The 15,121-nt window shown below is 50.7% G+C and carries 14 protein-coding genes and 1 pseudogene; 5 read left to right on the top strand and 10 right to left on the bottom strand.

Annotated features, from left to right (window positions below; genetic code table 11):
- Positions 1-16: 16 nt before the first annotated feature.
- The 4 genes and pseudogenes from C2M35_RS13705 to C2M35_RS13690 all read left to right on the top strand — a co-directional run bounded on the left by C2M35_RS13705 (position 17) and on the right by C2M35_RS13690 (position 2,433).
- Positions 17-715 carry a hypothetical protein gene (locus C2M35_RS13705; protein WP_105258327.1) on the top strand — a complete coding sequence of 233 codons (699 nt, stop codon included), beginning with the start codon at positions 17-19 and terminating at the stop codon, positions 713-715.
- A gap of 3 nt (positions 716-718) precedes the next feature.
- Entirely contained in the window at positions 719-1,336 is a 618-nt protein-coding gene (locus C2M35_RS13700; protein ID WP_105258326.1) for a hypothetical protein, read from the top strand.
- 75 nt (positions 1,337-1,411) lie between these two features.
- A complete protein-coding gene (locus tag C2M35_RS13695; RefSeq protein ID WP_105190306.1) occupies positions 1,412-2,074 on the top strand; it encodes a hypothetical protein in 663 nt (220 codons plus the stop codon).
- 143 nt (positions 2,075-2,217) lie between these two features.
- A pseudogene (locus tag C2M35_RS13690) lies at positions 2,218-2,433 on the top strand (antibiotic biosynthesis monooxygenase family protein).
- A gap of 8 nt (positions 2,434-2,441) precedes the next feature.
- Here C2M35_RS13690 and C2M35_RS13685 read toward each other — a convergent pair.
- A complete protein-coding gene (locus C2M35_RS13685) occupies positions 2,442-2,657 on the bottom strand; it encodes a TIGR02450 family Trp-rich protein (protein WP_105190307.1) in 216 nt (71 codons plus the stop codon).
- Positions 2,658-2,886: 229 nt separating this feature from the next.
- On the opposite strand from C2M35_RS13685, the gene C2M35_RS13680 reads away from it, so the two are divergent.
- A complete protein-coding gene (locus C2M35_RS13680) occupies positions 2,887-4,080 on the top strand; it encodes a dipeptidase (protein ID WP_105258325.1) in 1,194 nt (397 codons plus the stop codon).
- Positions 4,081-4,155: 75 nt separating this feature from the next.
- Here the strand turns inward: C2M35_RS13680 and C2M35_RS13675 are convergent, their stop codons facing one another.
- The 9 genes from C2M35_RS13675 to C2M35_RS13635 form a co-directional block, all read right to left on the bottom strand.
- A complete protein-coding gene (locus C2M35_RS13675; protein WP_105265578.1) occupies positions 4,156-5,586 on the bottom strand; it encodes a protein adenylyltransferase SelO in 1,431 nt (476 codons plus the stop codon).
- 8 nt (positions 5,587-5,594) lie between these two features.
- On the bottom strand, positions 5,595-6,290 hold the full coding sequence (locus tag C2M35_RS13670; RefSeq protein WP_105190309.1) for a DNA-3-methyladenine glycosylase I: 696 nt from the start codon (positions 6,288-6,290) through the stop codon (positions 5,595-5,597).
- A 96-nt stretch (positions 6,291-6,386) separates the two neighbouring features.
- Positions 6,387-7,331, bottom strand: coding sequence for a hypothetical protein (locus C2M35_RS13665; RefSeq protein ID WP_105265577.1), 945 nt, complete (start codon positions 7,329-7,331; stop codon positions 6,387-6,389).
- Positions 7,328-8,395, bottom strand: coding sequence for a vWA domain-containing protein (locus C2M35_RS13660; RefSeq protein ID WP_105265576.1), 1,068 nt, complete (start codon positions 8,393-8,395; stop codon positions 7,328-7,330). Before C2M35_RS13660 ends, C2M35_RS13665 begins: the two co-directional genes overlap by 4 nt.
- Positions 8,396-8,400: 5 nt before the next feature.
- Positions 8,401-9,171 (bottom strand): MotA/TolQ/ExbB proton channel family protein, encoded by a 771-nt coding sequence (locus tag C2M35_RS13655; RefSeq protein WP_105213176.1) that lies wholly within the window; start codon positions 9,169-9,171, stop codon positions 8,401-8,403.
- A gap of 133 nt (positions 9,172-9,304) precedes the next feature.
- Positions 9,305-11,293 carry a PEGA domain-containing protein gene (locus C2M35_RS13650; protein ID WP_105265575.1) on the bottom strand — a complete coding sequence of 663 codons (1,989 nt, stop codon included), beginning with the start codon at positions 11,291-11,293 and terminating at the stop codon, positions 9,305-9,307.
- Between the two features lie 5 nt (positions 11,294-11,298).
- Entirely contained in the window at positions 11,299-12,753 is a 1,455-nt protein-coding gene (locus tag C2M35_RS13645; protein WP_105265574.1) for a hypothetical protein, read from the bottom strand.
- A 42-nt stretch (positions 12,754-12,795) separates the two neighbouring features.
- Positions 12,796-14,058: a hypothetical protein gene (locus tag C2M35_RS13640; protein WP_234000070.1), complete on the bottom strand. Its 1,263-nt coding sequence runs from the start codon at positions 14,056-14,058 to the stop codon at positions 12,796-12,798.
- A 16-nt stretch (positions 14,059-14,074) separates the two neighbouring features.
- Positions 14,075-14,605 carry a hypothetical protein gene (locus C2M35_RS13635; RefSeq protein ID WP_105200428.1) on the bottom strand — a complete coding sequence of 177 codons (531 nt, stop codon included), beginning with the start codon at positions 14,603-14,605 and terminating at the stop codon, positions 14,075-14,077.
- Positions 14,606-15,121 lie beyond the last annotated feature (516 nt).

Raw genomic sequence — 15,121 nt, 5'->3', positions numbered from 1 at the left:
GAGGATTGGATTAAACATGGAAGTGGAAAACAAAACGAACAAGACGAGGAAATCAAAAGCTCGTAATATACTTGAATCTGTCATTGGCCTCGCAATGGTTGGTGTCATGATATCACCGGTAATTTGGCCCATTTTCGTTAATGAACAAATGGCGCTCCCGCTCGGATGGTTCAGTGCACTCCTCTCACTAAGTCTGATGTCACTGGTAACTTACTTGTTCTTCAAAAAGGGCTCCCAATTCCGTTACGAATTAAAAATACGATGCTCCCAAAGTACTTTCTGTCAATACTTCAAATACTTGTTCGGTTACTTTTTGGCTATTCCTTACTTTGTTTACATCATAGTTGCTATGGGCATACCAACAACCCTTCACCATTTAAGTTCACCTTTGGTTGAACCAGCCACTCTTGTCCTTACTGTGAAGGATAAAGAGTCTAGTTACAGGCGCACACGTTGCAGTGGCAGGATGTGGTTTGAAGAATATCAGCTTCTCTTCAATGACTCTATTTGTGGTATGTATAAACCTTATTGGCATATTTTATCGCCGGGGGACAAGGTCATTTTCTATGGTAAAAAAACCGTCTTTGGCTTTTCCTATGAAGGCTACAAACTCCATACCCTGCAAGGCAGGGAAGTCAATGGGCTAACCACCTCACAATTGAAACTATGCCTACTGGTGGGATGTGATAAGTTACATTTATTTGGGGCTGAGTGAACCATGAAAGTTAAAAGCAAAGTAGGCAAACCCCAGCTGTCAAAAAAACAGGAAAAACTTTTTCAGGCCATTGCCTTAGCGATGTGTGTGTTAGTTTTCCCCCCTCTTTTTGGAGGGGTTTTCGTCAATGAAGAGCTGGCACGCGCCCTTGCATGGCTAAGTCTTCCCTTGACTCTGGCTCTAATAGCGCTACTCACTTATGCGTTATTCAAAAAGAGCTTTCGCAAAAAACTTGAACAAACAGCTGGAAAGTTTGGCCAATATTTTGTGCTACCGGTCGCATATTTACTTATTCCGTTCTTTGTATACTTCCCTATCGCCATTGGCATACCAACCCTACTGCACCACATTTGTTACCCCTTTGCCAATAGCACAACCCTTGTTCTTACTATTGACAGAAAAGGGAGTAGCCACAAGCCCGGGAAATGGAGATGTCGCGGCTCTATTTGGTTGAAAGAATATCAACTTCCGACTAATGGCAACATGTGTGGTATGAATAGTTTAATATGGGGTTTATTATCACCGGGGGACAAGATAACCGTTTATGGTAAGGAGACCGTCTTTGGTTTTTCATATGATGGCTACAAACTCCATACCCTTCAAGGCAAGAGAATCGATTAGTTACCCACCTCATAACTAAAACTCCCCCTGATGATGGGATGCGATGAGTTACATCTATTTGAAGCTGAGTGATACATGGAAGTAAAAACAAAACATCACCAAAATAAAGCGATGGCAATAACGTTACTCACCCTTATTATTGTAATATTGTGGCTGGTAGTTTTCCATTTTACTGCAAAAGTGCTCGTTCATGAACACATTGCACGTCCACTTGCGTGGCTGAGCATTCCACTTATGCTAGCCCTGATAGCACTACAGACTTACACATTCTTCAAAAAGGACTCTCAACTGCGCTATCAATTAGCACGTGGGCAATTTAAAAGTCCATGGATGCAATATGTCGCTTATATGCTTATGTGCCTTTTTGGAATTCCTGGCTTTGTATTCATTGCTGTCTCTTTAGGTATCCCAACAACGCTGCATTATCTTAGCTACTCCTTGGCGGATGACGCGACTATGGTTGTTACAATTGAGAAAAAAAGCAGCTCCTATAAGCAAAAGCATTGCAATGGCTCCGTACTGATTAAAGAATATCAGCTGCTATTCAATAACAGTCTTTGCGGCTTAAGTTCTTTTGATTGGCATTGGGTTTCGCCAGGTGACAAATTAACTCTCCATGGTAAACAATCCATTTTTGGATTTTCTTATGATGGCTACAAAGTTCATACGGTGAATGGTATAGACATACCTAAACTGCTAAGTGGCCAATCTAAAGAGCCTAAGGTGAAAGTTGATTAGCTTTTGCTTTCAAATTCATAGCCATACTTCACTCCTTTACTTTGCAATCTTCTCCCCAAGCGATAGAATCACGCCGTGTCGATAATGGCACGTTTCTTCAGGGCGGGGTAGAAGATGAAGGCTATGGTGATACCGCCGCACGAATGGTTGAGCTGGCCAAGGAACAAACCGGCTTTTTAGGCATTGAATCCGCTCGTGAAGAAGTGGGGATCACGGTTTCTTAGTGGGCTGATTTAGCCGCAATAAAAAGTTGGAAAGCGAATATGGAGCACCTTGAAGCGCAAAAAAACGGCCGTAAAAAGTGGTATTCGGCGTTTAAATTGCGCATCGCTAAAGTCGAACGGGATTATGGCATGTAGGTGTCACCCTACTTCCAACCTTGCTGCCATCGGCTGGTATCTTTAAGCTCAGTCCAATCGATTGCATATTCATTGCGCGAGAGGATCGCCTCCAAAGTACACGAAAGCACCGTGCCGTCCTCATCATATTCCACCTCAGTGACTAAAAAGTGCTTTTCTTTATTTCGCGGCTGAGTGGCTGTCCATTTACTATTACTTAGTTTTCGTGGGTTTATTCTATTCATCAAATTGCTGATTCACTGTTTGTCGCGATTTTGTTGAAGGTGTTTTACGGTACAACAATACGTATGGATTGGTATCCGCCTTGATTTATACTCTTTTGCCTTGCCGCTCTACTCTGTGTTTATGAGCACCTTATTGCGTGCCTGCACACTTTAATCTCATATCCTTGTCATACCCCGCAAATGTCGCCACAATGGGCCTTTAATTCGATAATAATAATGAGCGGCTACTATGAAACTCACCACCCTTGGGGCAGCGCTGGCAATAGCACTGGGCAGCACCAGTGTTGCAGCACAGGATGACTACCACGCATCAGAAAAAGCCATTAAACTGGCGCAAGAAAACATCCTTATCGATACCCATATCGATGTCCCTTACCGCATTCATAACAAATGGGATGACGTCAGCAAGGCCACCGAGCGCGGTGATTTCGATTACCCTCGCGCCATTGAAGGTGGTTTAAACGCGCCCTTCATGTCTATCTATATTCCAGCCAACTTGGAATTCGAAGGCAAAGGTAAAAGCTATGAACTGGCCAATCAGCTGATCGATATGATGGAAGCGCTGGCCTATCGCGCCCCCGATAAGTTCGCCATTGCCGACTCGGTCGCAGATGTAGAAAAGCAATTTAAAGACGGCGTGATGTCGCTGGCCATGGGTATGGAAAATGGCTCCCCCATCGAAGGCGAGATAAAGAACCTGCACCACTTCTATGAGCGTGGCGTGCGTTATATCACCTTGGCGCATTCGCAAAGCAACCATATTTCCGACTCCAGCTATGATATCCGCCGTAAATGGAAGGGCCTAAGCCCATTCGGTAAAGAGCTGGTCACCGAGATGAATAATATCGGCATGCTGATCGATGTCTCGCACATCTCGGATGCGGCCTTCTATCAGGTAATGGAGCTGTCTAAGGTGCCCGTGATCGCCTCACACTCCTCGCTACGTAAATACACGCCGGGTTTTGAGCGCAATATGGATGACAACATGCTGCTGGCGCTGAAAAAGAACGGCGGTGTGATCCAAATTAACTTCGGTTCCAGCTTTGTGACCAGCAGCGCAAATAGCTGGTACGACCGTCGCGATGAGGCCCAAGATAAGGCCAAAGAAGCGGGCAAGGACACCACCGACTTTAAGGCGGCCTTCCTGAAGAAGAACCCCTTCCCATTCGCCAGCCTGGAGCAGGTGCTAGATCATATCGACCATGTGGTGAAACTGATCGGCATCGAGCATGTAGGCATCGGCTCTGACTACGATGGTGTGGGTGACTCACTACCCGTGGGCCTTAAAGACGTATCCAGCTACCCTAACCTGGTACAAGGTTTATTGGACCGTGGCTATAGCGATGCGGATATCAAAAAGATCCTTGGCGAAAATATGCTGCGCGTATGGCGTCAAGCAGAGGCGTTTGCCCAGGCTAACTAAGCCTTCTCATTTTAATAAAAAAGCCCGGGCAATTGCCTGGGCTTTTTTATTAGTTTCGCCAAAGGACAATGGCCACTAGGTACCACAAAAGGTTTGATAACTGTCGTCTTCGCCCAGCTCTGGCGGCTGCTGTAAATATGCATGCTCGGGGTCAAGGCAATAAGGGTTGCGAATGGCCGCCAGCAGCGGCGCCAGCTTGTCGCTGTGACCCTGACGCTCAAAGTCGGCGATCACCTCTTCCACCCTGTGATTGCGGGGGATTACCTGCGGATTTGCCGCACTCATCAGCGCCGCACTGTGCTCCTTGTGCCCGGCTACGCACGCCTGCCAGCGCGCCAGCCAATCTCCCAAGGCTGAGGCCAGGGGCTCGGGCACCTCGGTGCCCTGATGGCAATAGGCGGTGAGCGCCGCAAAGGTATTGGTGTAATCCAACTGCTGTTGTTGCATCAGCCCCAGTAGCTCATCCACCAGCGCCTCAGCCTCGTTATCTTCGGCCAGGAGCCCGAGTTTTTGTAGCCACATGGCTTTAAGGGCGGCATTAAACTTGTCGCCGAAGGTGTTAAGCACCTGGGTTAACTCGGCCACCGCCTGGTCGCGCTCTACGCTAAACAGGTCAATCAGGGTTTCCGCGAAACGGGCCAGGTTCCAACTGGCGATCTGCGGTTGATTGCCAAAGGCATAACGACCGGTGCGGTCGATGGAGCTAAACACCCGGCCAAAGTCAAAGCCGTTCAACATGGCGCAGGGGCCATAGTCTATGGTTTCGCCGCTCACCAGGGTATTGTCGGTATTCATCACCCCATGAATAAAGCCGATGCGCAGCCAGTGCACAATCAGTTCGATTTGCTTATCCATTACCGCACTAAAGAGTGCCAACAAGCGCTCATCCCCGTTCAGCGCAGCCAGCTCGGGGTAATGACGCTTGATGGTTAACTCCACCAACTGGGCCAAGCCTTGCTCATCCTGCTGCGCGGCTAAAAACTGAAAGCTGCCAACGCGAATATGGCTGCTGGCCACCCTCGTCACTATGGCGCCGGCGCTGGGCTGTTGTCGCATCACCGTCTCGCCGCTCAGCGCTACACTTAAACAGCGCGTGGTAGGCACCTTTAATGCCGCCAATGCTTCGCTCATAATAAATTCGCGCACCGCTGGGCCAATACCACAGAGGCCATCGCCACCGCGGGAAAATTGGGTTGCTCCTGAGCCCTTTAATTGCACATCCCAGCTCAGCCCCTGAGGATCGGTGACGGCACCAAGCAAATGAGCCCGACCGTCGCCAAGCAAGGGCACGTAATTGCCAAACTGGTGGCCGGCATAAGCCAAGGCATTAGCATCCGGATAAGACTGACCACTGGCAAGCTGGGCTTTAGTGGTGTCGTCCTCGCTCAGCCCCAGCGTTTTCGCCAACGCACTATTCCACAGCAACAACTGCGGCTGACTAAACTGACGCACCTGGGCGCTGTGACTCAGGGCACCAATATGGGCATAGGGGTTATCTAGCTTCATAGCTATCCTTAGTTGGTTTGCATACCAACATAATTGTCGCCAATGCTAAAGGCGATAAGCTGGCTTAGCTCCGTTAAGGAGCGGCCACTTTGCTGCTGCAGCTCATTAAACATGCCTTGTATGGCCTGCAGGGAGCGCTTTGAGTGCAGACCGCCGTCGATCACCTCATTAGCACGGCAATAGGCTTCCACATCGCGCGACAACATAAAGGTGTCTTTACCTAAAGCTCGCAGGGCAAAAGCACCGGTATTGCCACCTAAGCGGGCTCCGTGCTTTTTCAAATACAGCCAGAGGCCGATAATGTCCTCGCTCGGCCACTGGGCAACAAAGTCGCTAAAGCTGCCATGCTCTTGTGCTACTTCATGGATCATTAGACAATTAATAGGCAAGGTTTGCACTTTTTTAAAGTTGCGCACGATACGTTCATCGCTGGCCTTCTGCTCCAGCATTTCCGGCGCCATCATCAGTAGTTTCTCAACGCTAAAATCCCAGAACACCTCGCGAAAGCCCGGCCATTTGGCATTGATCACCGCCCAATAAAAGCCACTTTGAAAGATTTTTCGGGTGAACTCTTCTAACCAGATATCGTCGGTTAGTTGCTTTAATTGCTCGGTGGTTTTTGGCTTACTGAGTAAGGCTTCCAGTTGCGCCTGTGAGCCCTTGCGCTCAAGCGCACGCTGATAAATAGATTGATATTTTTCCATCTGCTGCTGGGTCTTTTTAGTGTGAGGGAGACATTAAAACATGCTTTGTACAATGACAAAAAGGGTTATACCCAATGCGCCCACCTGAAGATCAAACTAAAGCCCCATAAAGGTGCCGTTATTTTGCCGTGCCACCTCACGCATCAGGGTGGAAAACTTCACCATATCTGGTGACGCGCCCATATTGCGCTTAAAGGCGATGCCATGAATACGGGCGATAGGTGTGCCACCGGTACTGCGATTAAGCCGGTTAATTTGCGCTAGGGCATCGTCGTAACTGGTGCCGGTAAAGTCATCGCCAAAGACATAAAGCGCGAGATCCCCCTGATAGCGGGCATAGGCCTTGAGGCTGGCGGCAATGCCCTCCACCGGCGAGCTGTTCGAGCTGCCATGCCATTGCTGTAAGCCTCGCAGTACCCCGGCGCGCTGCGCCCGACTGTCGCTGCGCCAGGTACCAAGGGAGCGCCCGCCCAGCACCTCTCCATTGTCGGACAACACTTGAAAGCCCTGCACCTTGGGATGATTATTTAGCACCTCGTCCATGGTTCTCAGTACCCGCGGCCACATGGTCTTCATCGAACCCGAGGTATCGATAATAAAGACCACATAATTGCTGTCGACGGGAATACCGCCCACCTCGTCATCGCGCACCCTGGCACGCGGAGCATTGATGGCGGCACGCTGACGCTCCACCAGGGTTTGCTCCAGCCCGGAGGCGGCATCGGTCAACTGCTGCACCTTATCCTTGGCCCGTGCCAGTTGTGTCTGCAAGGCCATCTGCTGCTCGGCATTACTGGCCCCCTGCGCCTCGGCGGCGGCCAGTTGCTCTGCACCCTCGCTCAAGGCCTGCTGTAATTGCTGTACGCTGCGCTCGGCCCCGTCCAGGGCTCGAACCAGGGTGGCAATTTGACTGGCGTCATTAAACTCACCCTGATCGCCATTTTTAGCCAGCAGGATCAGCATCACCACAGCGCCAAACGCACATGAAATAATGTCTAAAAAAGACAGGCTAAAGATTTCTACCGGTTCACGCCGCTTCATGGCCAGCTCCGCGCCGGGGCTATCATCAAACCGCCGGTGTTATTGGCCCAGTTCCAGTAGAGTGCCGGAGCCAGCGGATCTCCTTCCAAAGGCAGCAAGACAATGTGGGTCGGTACCTTGGGCGCGGCTTGGGCGATGCTGAACTGATGGATTCTGGCACGACAATCGCCATCTATGGTTTTCATATTACCGGTAAGGGGTTGGCAGTTTTTTGTTTCACGAAACCCTTGGGCGCCGGACATCATGGTCGGCAAGCCATCGGTGATAATATAGAGCGCATCCATATCGGCAAAGGTGCTCTTGATGGTGTTTAAGGCGGTATATAGGTCGGTGCCATTTTCCGGCACCAGGGCGTCAATGTCCTTAACCAAGGACTGCATGCTGGCCTCCACCTTGGCCGAGTTGATGGCCCTGTTGCCTAGCACCTGAGCACCGGAATTAAAGGCGACCACGCTGACCTGAGACTGCTTCGGCACCCGTGCCAGCAACCATTTCGCTACCCGCTTGGTACGCTGCCATTTTGGCCCCTGTTGCTTTTGTTGTGCGGGCCCGAGCTTACGGCGTATCACCTTGATCAGCTGCTCGTCCGTCATCGAGGCGCTGTGATCGATCAAAATGCCTATACGCTGACCTTCAACCTTGAGGCCCAATAAGTAATTCTCCTCACCACCACCCTTTAGCTCAATAGGATCATCCGCCTGTTTCGGCGCCGCCGCGGCTACCGACTGCTGTAACTGCGCCACCACCGCTTGTTGATTTTGCAAGGCCTGCCTGGCCGCTTGCTGCATTAGTTTTAACGCGGCCACGCGCTCGTCGTTGTCACTGTTTTGCGCCTGCACCGCGGCCAGCGCTTGCGCTCCCTCATCCAGCTCCTGCTGCAAGGCACTGGCCTGCTCCTCGGTGGCAGCAAGGCGCTGTTGCAGTCGTTCTATTTCGGTGCTGGGTACCGAGATTGAGGCCTGAAACTTGATAACAATAAGGATCATCAAAACGGCGCCCAAGCCACAAGCCATGACATCGAGAAAGGACAGGTTTAACCCTTGTTCGCCGCGCCGCTTCAACATCTTGGCTACTTATGCAGATGGGTTAACAGATGGGTTTCACAGTTGTTCTTGGTTTTGAGCACCATTTCATCCTGGCGGTTATTAAGATGAAATAGCACATACATCAAGAGGATAGAAAGCAACAGCGAGACCAGGGTCGAGTTAAAGGCGACCCCGAGCTTATCCACCATACCGGCGATATCACCGGCCACCGCCTCTTCAGCTTTTGCCAGGGCCGAGCCAATACCGCGTACGGTGCCAACAAAACCAATACTGGGAATGGCCCAGATAAAGTAGCGAATGGTGGCGTTACCCGCCTCCAGTTGCGCCGCCAGAGATTCAACACTATCACGAATAGCATCGGCGGCATGCTGCACATTTTGGGTGTTTTTATAGCGACGTAAGCAATTGATCCAGGTGGCCACAGAGCTATTTTTTGCACTCTCCCCTTCTTCTAAAAACGCCAGGGCTTCATCCACATTCAGCGCCTCCTCCTTGGGGAAAGAGCGCAGATAGTCAAAGGTAAAGACCGGCTCTTCCTTGGTGACGATACGATAATACTTGTAGCCCATCAGGATCAGACAGAACAAGCCCAAGGTCATACAAGCCTGCTGCTCGGCGTCTTTTAAGATCACCCAAAGATTAGTCGTGGCACCACTGCCATGGGCGACAATAGCGGCTTCCGCCGCAGGGCGGATCACCCCTTGATACAGCAAGTGCACCACAACGACGGTAGCAATAAAGATGCCGATAGACACCAGCGGCGGCAAATTCATGCGGGTATTGTCCGTTACCATAATGCGCTCCTTAGATATCCACCGGGAAGGTGGCCGGTGAGTCCAAACTGATTTTTGCCGCCATCGCGACCGAAGTGACGGCGCCGACCAAGACTAAGGCCAGCACCAGTAATATGCCTTTACGTTTCATACATTACCTCTCATAACGGGCGATGCGAAAGCCTATGGTTTCACTGGGACCATCGGTAACGATTTTTAGCGCCGCCCGTAAATCCTGCAGTCGCCCGGACTGATAGTTGCCGCCCTTGGCAATATGGTTACCTCCACCCCCTGGGCCAAGATAATCCTTGTGCACCCGGTTCAAATCCGGGGTGACATAGGAGCTGACATCAAACACCCATTCACTAACATTACCGGCCAAGTCATAAAGACCGGCCTTATCAGCACGATAGCTGCCCACCGGAGCCTTACCCGCGTGGCTGTCCTGATAGTCAGCCAGATAAAATGCCTGCTTGCCCTTAAGGTTGGCATCGGCAAAGTTACCCGCTTCCTTAGGCACCCGCTCGCTGTCGCCCCACACATACTTGCTGGCGCGGGCACGCTTAGCTTTTTTCGCCAACCATTCCCATTCCGCCTCACTAAGCAAACGATAACCCCGGGCCTTTTTATTGATACCCGTAAACTGGTTATTAACGATACGGTAATAGGGTTCCAGGGCTTCTTGTTCACTGAGCCAGTTACAGTATTGTGCGGCGGCCAACCAACTGATATTAGTTACCGGTAATTGGGATTTAGGCACCTGCTTATCGAAAGCATGAAATTGCGCCTCGGTCACTTCATGTTTGCCCACCCAGACCGGTCGGGTGAAATCGACCCGCACCTGGAACTCATTGCGCTGGCGACCCACTTCATTGGCTGGTGAGCCCAGGGTAAAGGGCGTCATATTAAATTGCTGCAGCTCCATGCCCAGAGTAGAAACAAATAGGGGGCGCCCCTCCTGACGGCGGGCATCAAACTCCGTTAGCAAGGTGACATCCACCGTAGAGGCGTGTTTGGCGCTTGGAGTCAGGGTTTTAACCACAGTACGATAGCCAGGTTTGCTCACCTTAATTTCATGAGCGGTAGCCGGCAGGATCTTACTCAGCGGTGTTTTACCTCGTAACTGACCATTAATATAGACCTCGGCCTCGACATTGCTGCGCACGCTGACCTTGCCTTGCTCCGGCTTTAGGGTAATGGCGTAGAATTTTTGCTCCTTGGGGGGCAGGATCACCTTGCTGTTAAAGCTGTAATAGCCTGGCTTGTCGTAGCGCACCCTGTGCATGGTATTGGCATCCACGGCCACATGCCCCGGCGCCACCTTCTGACCATCAATAAACAGGCTGCCACCCTCGGGATCCAGGGTTATCTCCAAATAGGCTTGTTCGGGTTTAAGTTGGTATTGGCGGGTAACACTCGAATATTGCTCGGTAATTTCCACATTCTCGATACTCGGCTCATAACCCGGCTTATGCAACTCCAGAATATAACTACCTCCGGCCAAGGTGTGTCGCAAAGGGGTTTTACCCAGGCTTTTACCACCCATATAGACCTCTGCGCCATTGGGAATGGATGCCAGATCCAGCACCCCGGAGATGGGAGCTAACTCAGGGCTTACCTCGGTCGTTTGCGCCCGTGCCATTATCAGCGCCTGCTGCTGGTTTTGATAATAGGGATTTTCGATACTGAGCGTGTAATCGCCTTCACCCAGTGTCTCGCTAATGGTCGCCCCTTTGGCCAGCAAGCGGCCATCAACAACCCACAAGGTATGTTCGCCATAGGGCTGAGCGACCTTGCCCATCAAGGTACCTGGGCGGGGTTTTAGTTCTATAGTCACGGCGGCGGGGCTGGTGTCTGTCAGCACTAGCTCCTGAGCAAAATAGGTGGCAGAGGAGACCTTAATTTTCACGTCGCTGGCAAAGCGATAGACCAGCTCATCGGTCACAAAGCCAAACCCAGCAGCAATCTCAACCTGCGCCTGCTCTTGGGCCTCGACGGGCAAGACCTTAATAGCATGTCCCTTGGCGATAAACAGATAGATCACTATGGCCGCCACGCTCAGCAGCGCCAGGCAGCTGGCGATCAGCAAGGGTAGCAAGCTGCTTTTTTGTCGTTGTTTTAATTGTGCGTCTAGCTCTGACATAACCACTAAATCCTTTGTGTACAGGCTATGGTAAGCGTAATTGGCGTATCCGTTGCGCTCACCTCAAGCTCATATTTCACACTGACATAACCCGTTCTGCGCCCTTCAAGAGTATAACTGCCGGGTAAGAGCATCACTTGCTTTTGGGCAAACTCGCCAAGCTGGTCACCGCCATAAATGCGTACCTGGGTTTGCTCATCGGACAGCAAGGTCACGGCGATGGGAGTGCTAAAATGACTCAGGTGTTGATTCAACTCTTCGATACTGTTTGCCAATTGCCGCGAGTAAGGGGCATAGGGCTGGGCCTTAGTCACCGCAGCCTCAGCCTGAGCGCGAATATTACTGTCGCTTAAGCGTTGGGGCCGCGCCGTATAAATACTTAAAGCGCGCTGCGCCGCCAATACCTGTTTGGCACGGGTCAACAAGTGGGTAATGGTGCTATCACCGGGGGCGCGCGCCAAATACTGCTGCGCTAGGCTCTCTACCTGCTGCCACTCTTGCTGTTCGCTGGCGGCAACTAACAAGGCGCGGGTGCGCTCGGTACTCAGCTGGCGCTGCTGTTTACTCAGTTGCGCGCGCAATAAATTCAGGGTGTCGCCGTCGGCTTTTAAACGCTGCAATTGTGTAATCGCCTGCTCGGCCAAGATAAAGTCTTGCTGTATCAAGGCCTGCTGCGCCTCTTTGACCGCCTGGGCAACTTGGCGTTTACGTATGCTTTCCTCGGCAGCATTAAGTTTATCCTGCAACTCCTGGTTTTCGGGTTGCAGTGCCACAAGTTGCGCCAACACCGCCGCCTGTTTATCTATATCGCGCTCCGCCACGGCCCCCTGATAATCACGCCTTAGACTTTGCTGCTGGGTAAAGGCTTGGATCTGCTGTTGCAAGGTATCGATGCGCGCATCCTCTTCATCGAGCGCATACATCTTATCCACATAAAGCCTGGCTTCTTGCGGACGTTGCTCCTCTAGGGCCTTTAATGCCTGCTGATACCAGCTATCTATGGCTTGCTGCCATTGTACTGATAACTCGGTTGCCAGTTCATCGGCCTGCTGTAAATACACCTGAGCCTGACGAAACTGGCCTTGTGCAAAGGCCGTGAGGGCAACCTCAAAAGCACCTTTGGTCTGTACTTGTCGCTCGGGGGCGAAAGCAATCACCTGTTCGTTAGTTAGCAAGGCTTGGTGTTGCTGCTCAAAGGTTAAAATGGCCTGTTGCACTTGCTCACGCAGCACCTCGTTCGCAGCACTATCAAGGGGAATAGCCAGTTCAGCACTTGGCACTGATGTGATGTGTGCCGAAGGCATCGCCGCATCCTCACTTAAGGCATACCAAACACTCACCGCCAACACTAAAGCCAGAGTTACAGCAACAACTAGCATATAGGTATTGAGCTTTGCCCCGCGGGCCGAGGTTTGCTGTTGCAGCTGCTGATCTAAGCTCGTCTTCTTATCTTCGCCCACCACTAATACCTTGTGTTCTTTATTACTGAAAATGGCAGGCGCTTAATTGGCACTGGTTTCAAGATGATACATCTTCCTTAAATGAGCTTTCCATTGCTGATACTGCTCGGCAGCGGTACCGCTTAATTCAACCTGCTGCTCATTAAATTCCATTACCTGAGGACTAAGGGTTAAGTCCAGACCCTGACCCATTTCATCGATCACCGCTGAGGCCACTTTAAGGTTATGATTCGCTTGGTAGGCATCCTTTAACAGCCAAACACTGCCCAGGGCACCTGCTGTTTTAGCCACCGAAGTGGAAGTTGAGTTACTGTTGTTGCCCAGCGCCAGGGCAGCTATAAAGCCTAGGGCACCGACCACGGCCTTGGTATTACGCTCGGCACGGGCCTCTCGTGCCCTGACAGCCTCGGGTAAGGTTTCACGCTGCCATTCGTGATAAGGATCATCTGTGCTTTGTTGGAATACATCGAACTGATCCTGGAGACGATCGACAAACAACATTTCTTGATTACGCAGCACCTCAATGCGTTGCAACATGGCATCGTCAGCCGCTGGCAGGCCATTAAGCTCATACTTGTAAAAACGGGTGCCGTTCTTACGGTCGATAGATACCTTGAGATAGTCCTTAAAGGCCTCGGGAGAATAATAATGGGCATAACGTACTAAAGTGGTGTTTTTCAAGGTCTGCTTTTGTTGCTCGGAAAGATCCATCAACAGCCGGTAAACATAGTCAGCCACCTGATCAAACACCGGCTGATAGGGATCTTTGCCTTCATTTAAGGCATCGCGGAAATAGCTCTTGGAAACCTGATGTTCAAACTCTTCACTATCCAGAGGCTCACCACTGCTATCGACCACGGTTACCTCAAGACGCACAAACTCTGAGTCAGAGTGCAATACCGTACCCAGCACGTATAAATCGGCACTGGTATTAGCATCGGGCACCACAGACACAGAGCCGAAAGCCTGAGTAGCAGCAATGGCGCGCTTGGTCTCTACCGCAAAGCGCTTGGCCTCGGCACGACGCAATTGCGGCCAAATATCCATTTCATCCAACTCATCATAATCGACCTTATTGCCGTCCATGGGTAAGCCGGGATCAAATACCGGCACCGCAACATCTAAAAATATATCGCTCTGAGGTAGCGCCTTAGCTGTGCTGTATGAGTCCTGCCCCATTGCGTTCGGACCGACCGCTAGGGGAGCATTACGAGTATTCTTGTTTGAGGTCGATTGGCAGGCACTGAGAGTGACAATCATTATGATCAACAGCGCAGCTAGCCTATAAGGGTTCTTAGATATCATATCTCAATACCTTTGCTTACTTAGTGCAATTGTAGTCTTCATATTGCTTAATTAACGCCTGCTTGGTGGCATCGTTTGTTTCTTTGGTGATCTCTTCATAGAGCATGGTGCAAATAATAGAATCGTTATCCTTAGGCTTAACCACCTGTTGCGCCCGACCACCGCCGGATTTCATTTTTTCCTGCTCCTTGGTAAGCGCTGGATCTTGGGTTGATAAGGGCAATTCTTGGGTCATTTGTTCAGTACTAGTTCCTTGGGACTGAGACTGGGCCTGCGCGTCTTGCTGTTCCTGCCCCTGAGCCGATGCGCTGGCCTGGGCCTGATCGCTGGCCATTTGCTGCTGCACCTTATCCAAACAGGTGCTGTATTTATTTACCGAATCAAGCAGCGCATTTTCCATTAACTTAATACGCTCCTGCTTAGTCAAAGTAGCCGGATCGATTTCATCTATTTCCACGGCAGTACAGTCGTAAGCCGTTTGTATTGGCGCTTGCGACGCAGCCAGGGGCAGACCCGCAAGCAATAAGCATAACAACACAACTCGCATAGGCACTCCATTAAGCCAAACGGTGAAGAATTACCCTAATTATTACCTATTTGTATCGCTTTTCCTGTTATTAAGGCAAACAATTCATTGTAAGGTTTTGTTAGACGAAGAAGACCGAAGCACTGCTTCGCAGCTTCTGAGGTGACAAACCTGTCTGGAACAGATTGGAACAGAGTTAGCTGGCCCGAAGGGGTGAGTACGGGACGTATTCAATACTGCATGGCTGAAAGTGGAATTAAGTGAGTGAACAGTTTCACTCACGCCACTTGAAGGTGACGAGCTCTGCGAGGAAGGGGGATGAGCGATGTAACCAAGCGACAGGGACGTATTGTTGAAACCACTCTCAACCGCGCCACCTCTTATATAACAATAAGGCTCAGCTATTCGAGTGTTATAGCTTGGTTATAAACCGCTTTGTAGTCATAAGCCAGAAAGCAAAAAACCCGCTCATTGAGCGGGTTTTTCTGAATAGGAGCCTGGTGATGACCTACTTTCACATGGCAAATGCCACACTAT

It is taken from the genome of Pseudoalteromonas sp. T1lg76, assembly GCF_002964725.1.
Classification (GTDB): Bacteria; Pseudomonadota; Gammaproteobacteria; order Enterobacterales; family Alteromonadaceae; genus Pseudoalteromonas.
The sequence above is the reverse complement of the archived record's forward strand: the minus strand, read 5'-3'. Positions and strand labels throughout refer to the sequence as shown.

What these genes read in the sequence shown, in the direction of transcription:
- C2M35_RS13705 (WP_105258327.1), top strand. Translation starts at nt 17, where the DNA reads ATGGAAGTGGAAAACAAAACGAACAAGACGAGGAAATCAAAAGCTCGT.
- C2M35_RS13700 (WP_105258326.1), top strand. Translation starts at nt 719, where the DNA reads ATGAAAGTTAAAAGCAAAGTAGGCAAACCCCAGCTGTCAAAAAAACAG.
- C2M35_RS13695 (WP_105190306.1), top strand. Translation starts at nt 1,412, where the DNA reads ATGGAAGTAAAAACAAAACATCACCAAAATAAAGCGATGGCAATAACG.
- C2M35_RS13685 (WP_105190307.1), bottom strand. Translation starts at nt 2,657, where the DNA reads ATGAATAGAATAAACCCACGAAAACTAAGTAATAGTAAATGGACAGCC.
- C2M35_RS13680 (WP_105258325.1), top strand. Translation starts at nt 2,887, where the DNA reads ATGAAACTCACCACCCTTGGGGCAGCGCTGGCAATAGCACTGGGCAGC.
- C2M35_RS13675 (WP_105265578.1), bottom strand. Translation starts at nt 5,586, where the DNA reads ATGAAGCTAGATAACCCCTATGCCCATATTGGTGCCCTGAGTCACAGC.
- C2M35_RS13670 (WP_105190309.1), bottom strand. Translation starts at nt 6,290, where the DNA reads ATGGAAAAATATCAATCTATTTATCAGCGTGCGCTTGAGCGCAAGGGC.
- C2M35_RS13665 (WP_105265577.1), bottom strand. Translation starts at nt 7,331, where the DNA reads ATGAAGCGGCGTGAACCGGTAGAAATCTTTAGCCTGTCTTTTTTAGAC.
- C2M35_RS13660 (WP_105265576.1), bottom strand. Translation starts at nt 8,395, where the DNA reads ATGTTGAAGCGGCGCGGCGAACAAGGGTTAAACCTGTCCTTTCTCGAT.
- C2M35_RS13655 (WP_105213176.1), bottom strand. Translation starts at nt 9,171, where the DNA reads ATGGTAACGGACAATACCCGCATGAATTTGCCGCCGCTGGTGTCTATC.
- C2M35_RS13650 (WP_105265575.1), bottom strand. Translation starts at nt 11,293, where the DNA reads ATGTCAGAGCTAGACGCACAATTAAAACAACGACAAAAAAGCAGCTTG.
- C2M35_RS13640 (WP_234000070.1), bottom strand. Translation starts at nt 14,058, where the DNA reads ATGATATCTAAGAACCCTTATAGGCTAGCTGCGCTGTTGATCATAATG.
- C2M35_RS13635 (WP_105200428.1), bottom strand. Translation starts at nt 14,605, where the DNA reads ATGCGAGTTGTGTTGTTATGCTTATTGCTTGCGGGTCTGCCCCTGGCT.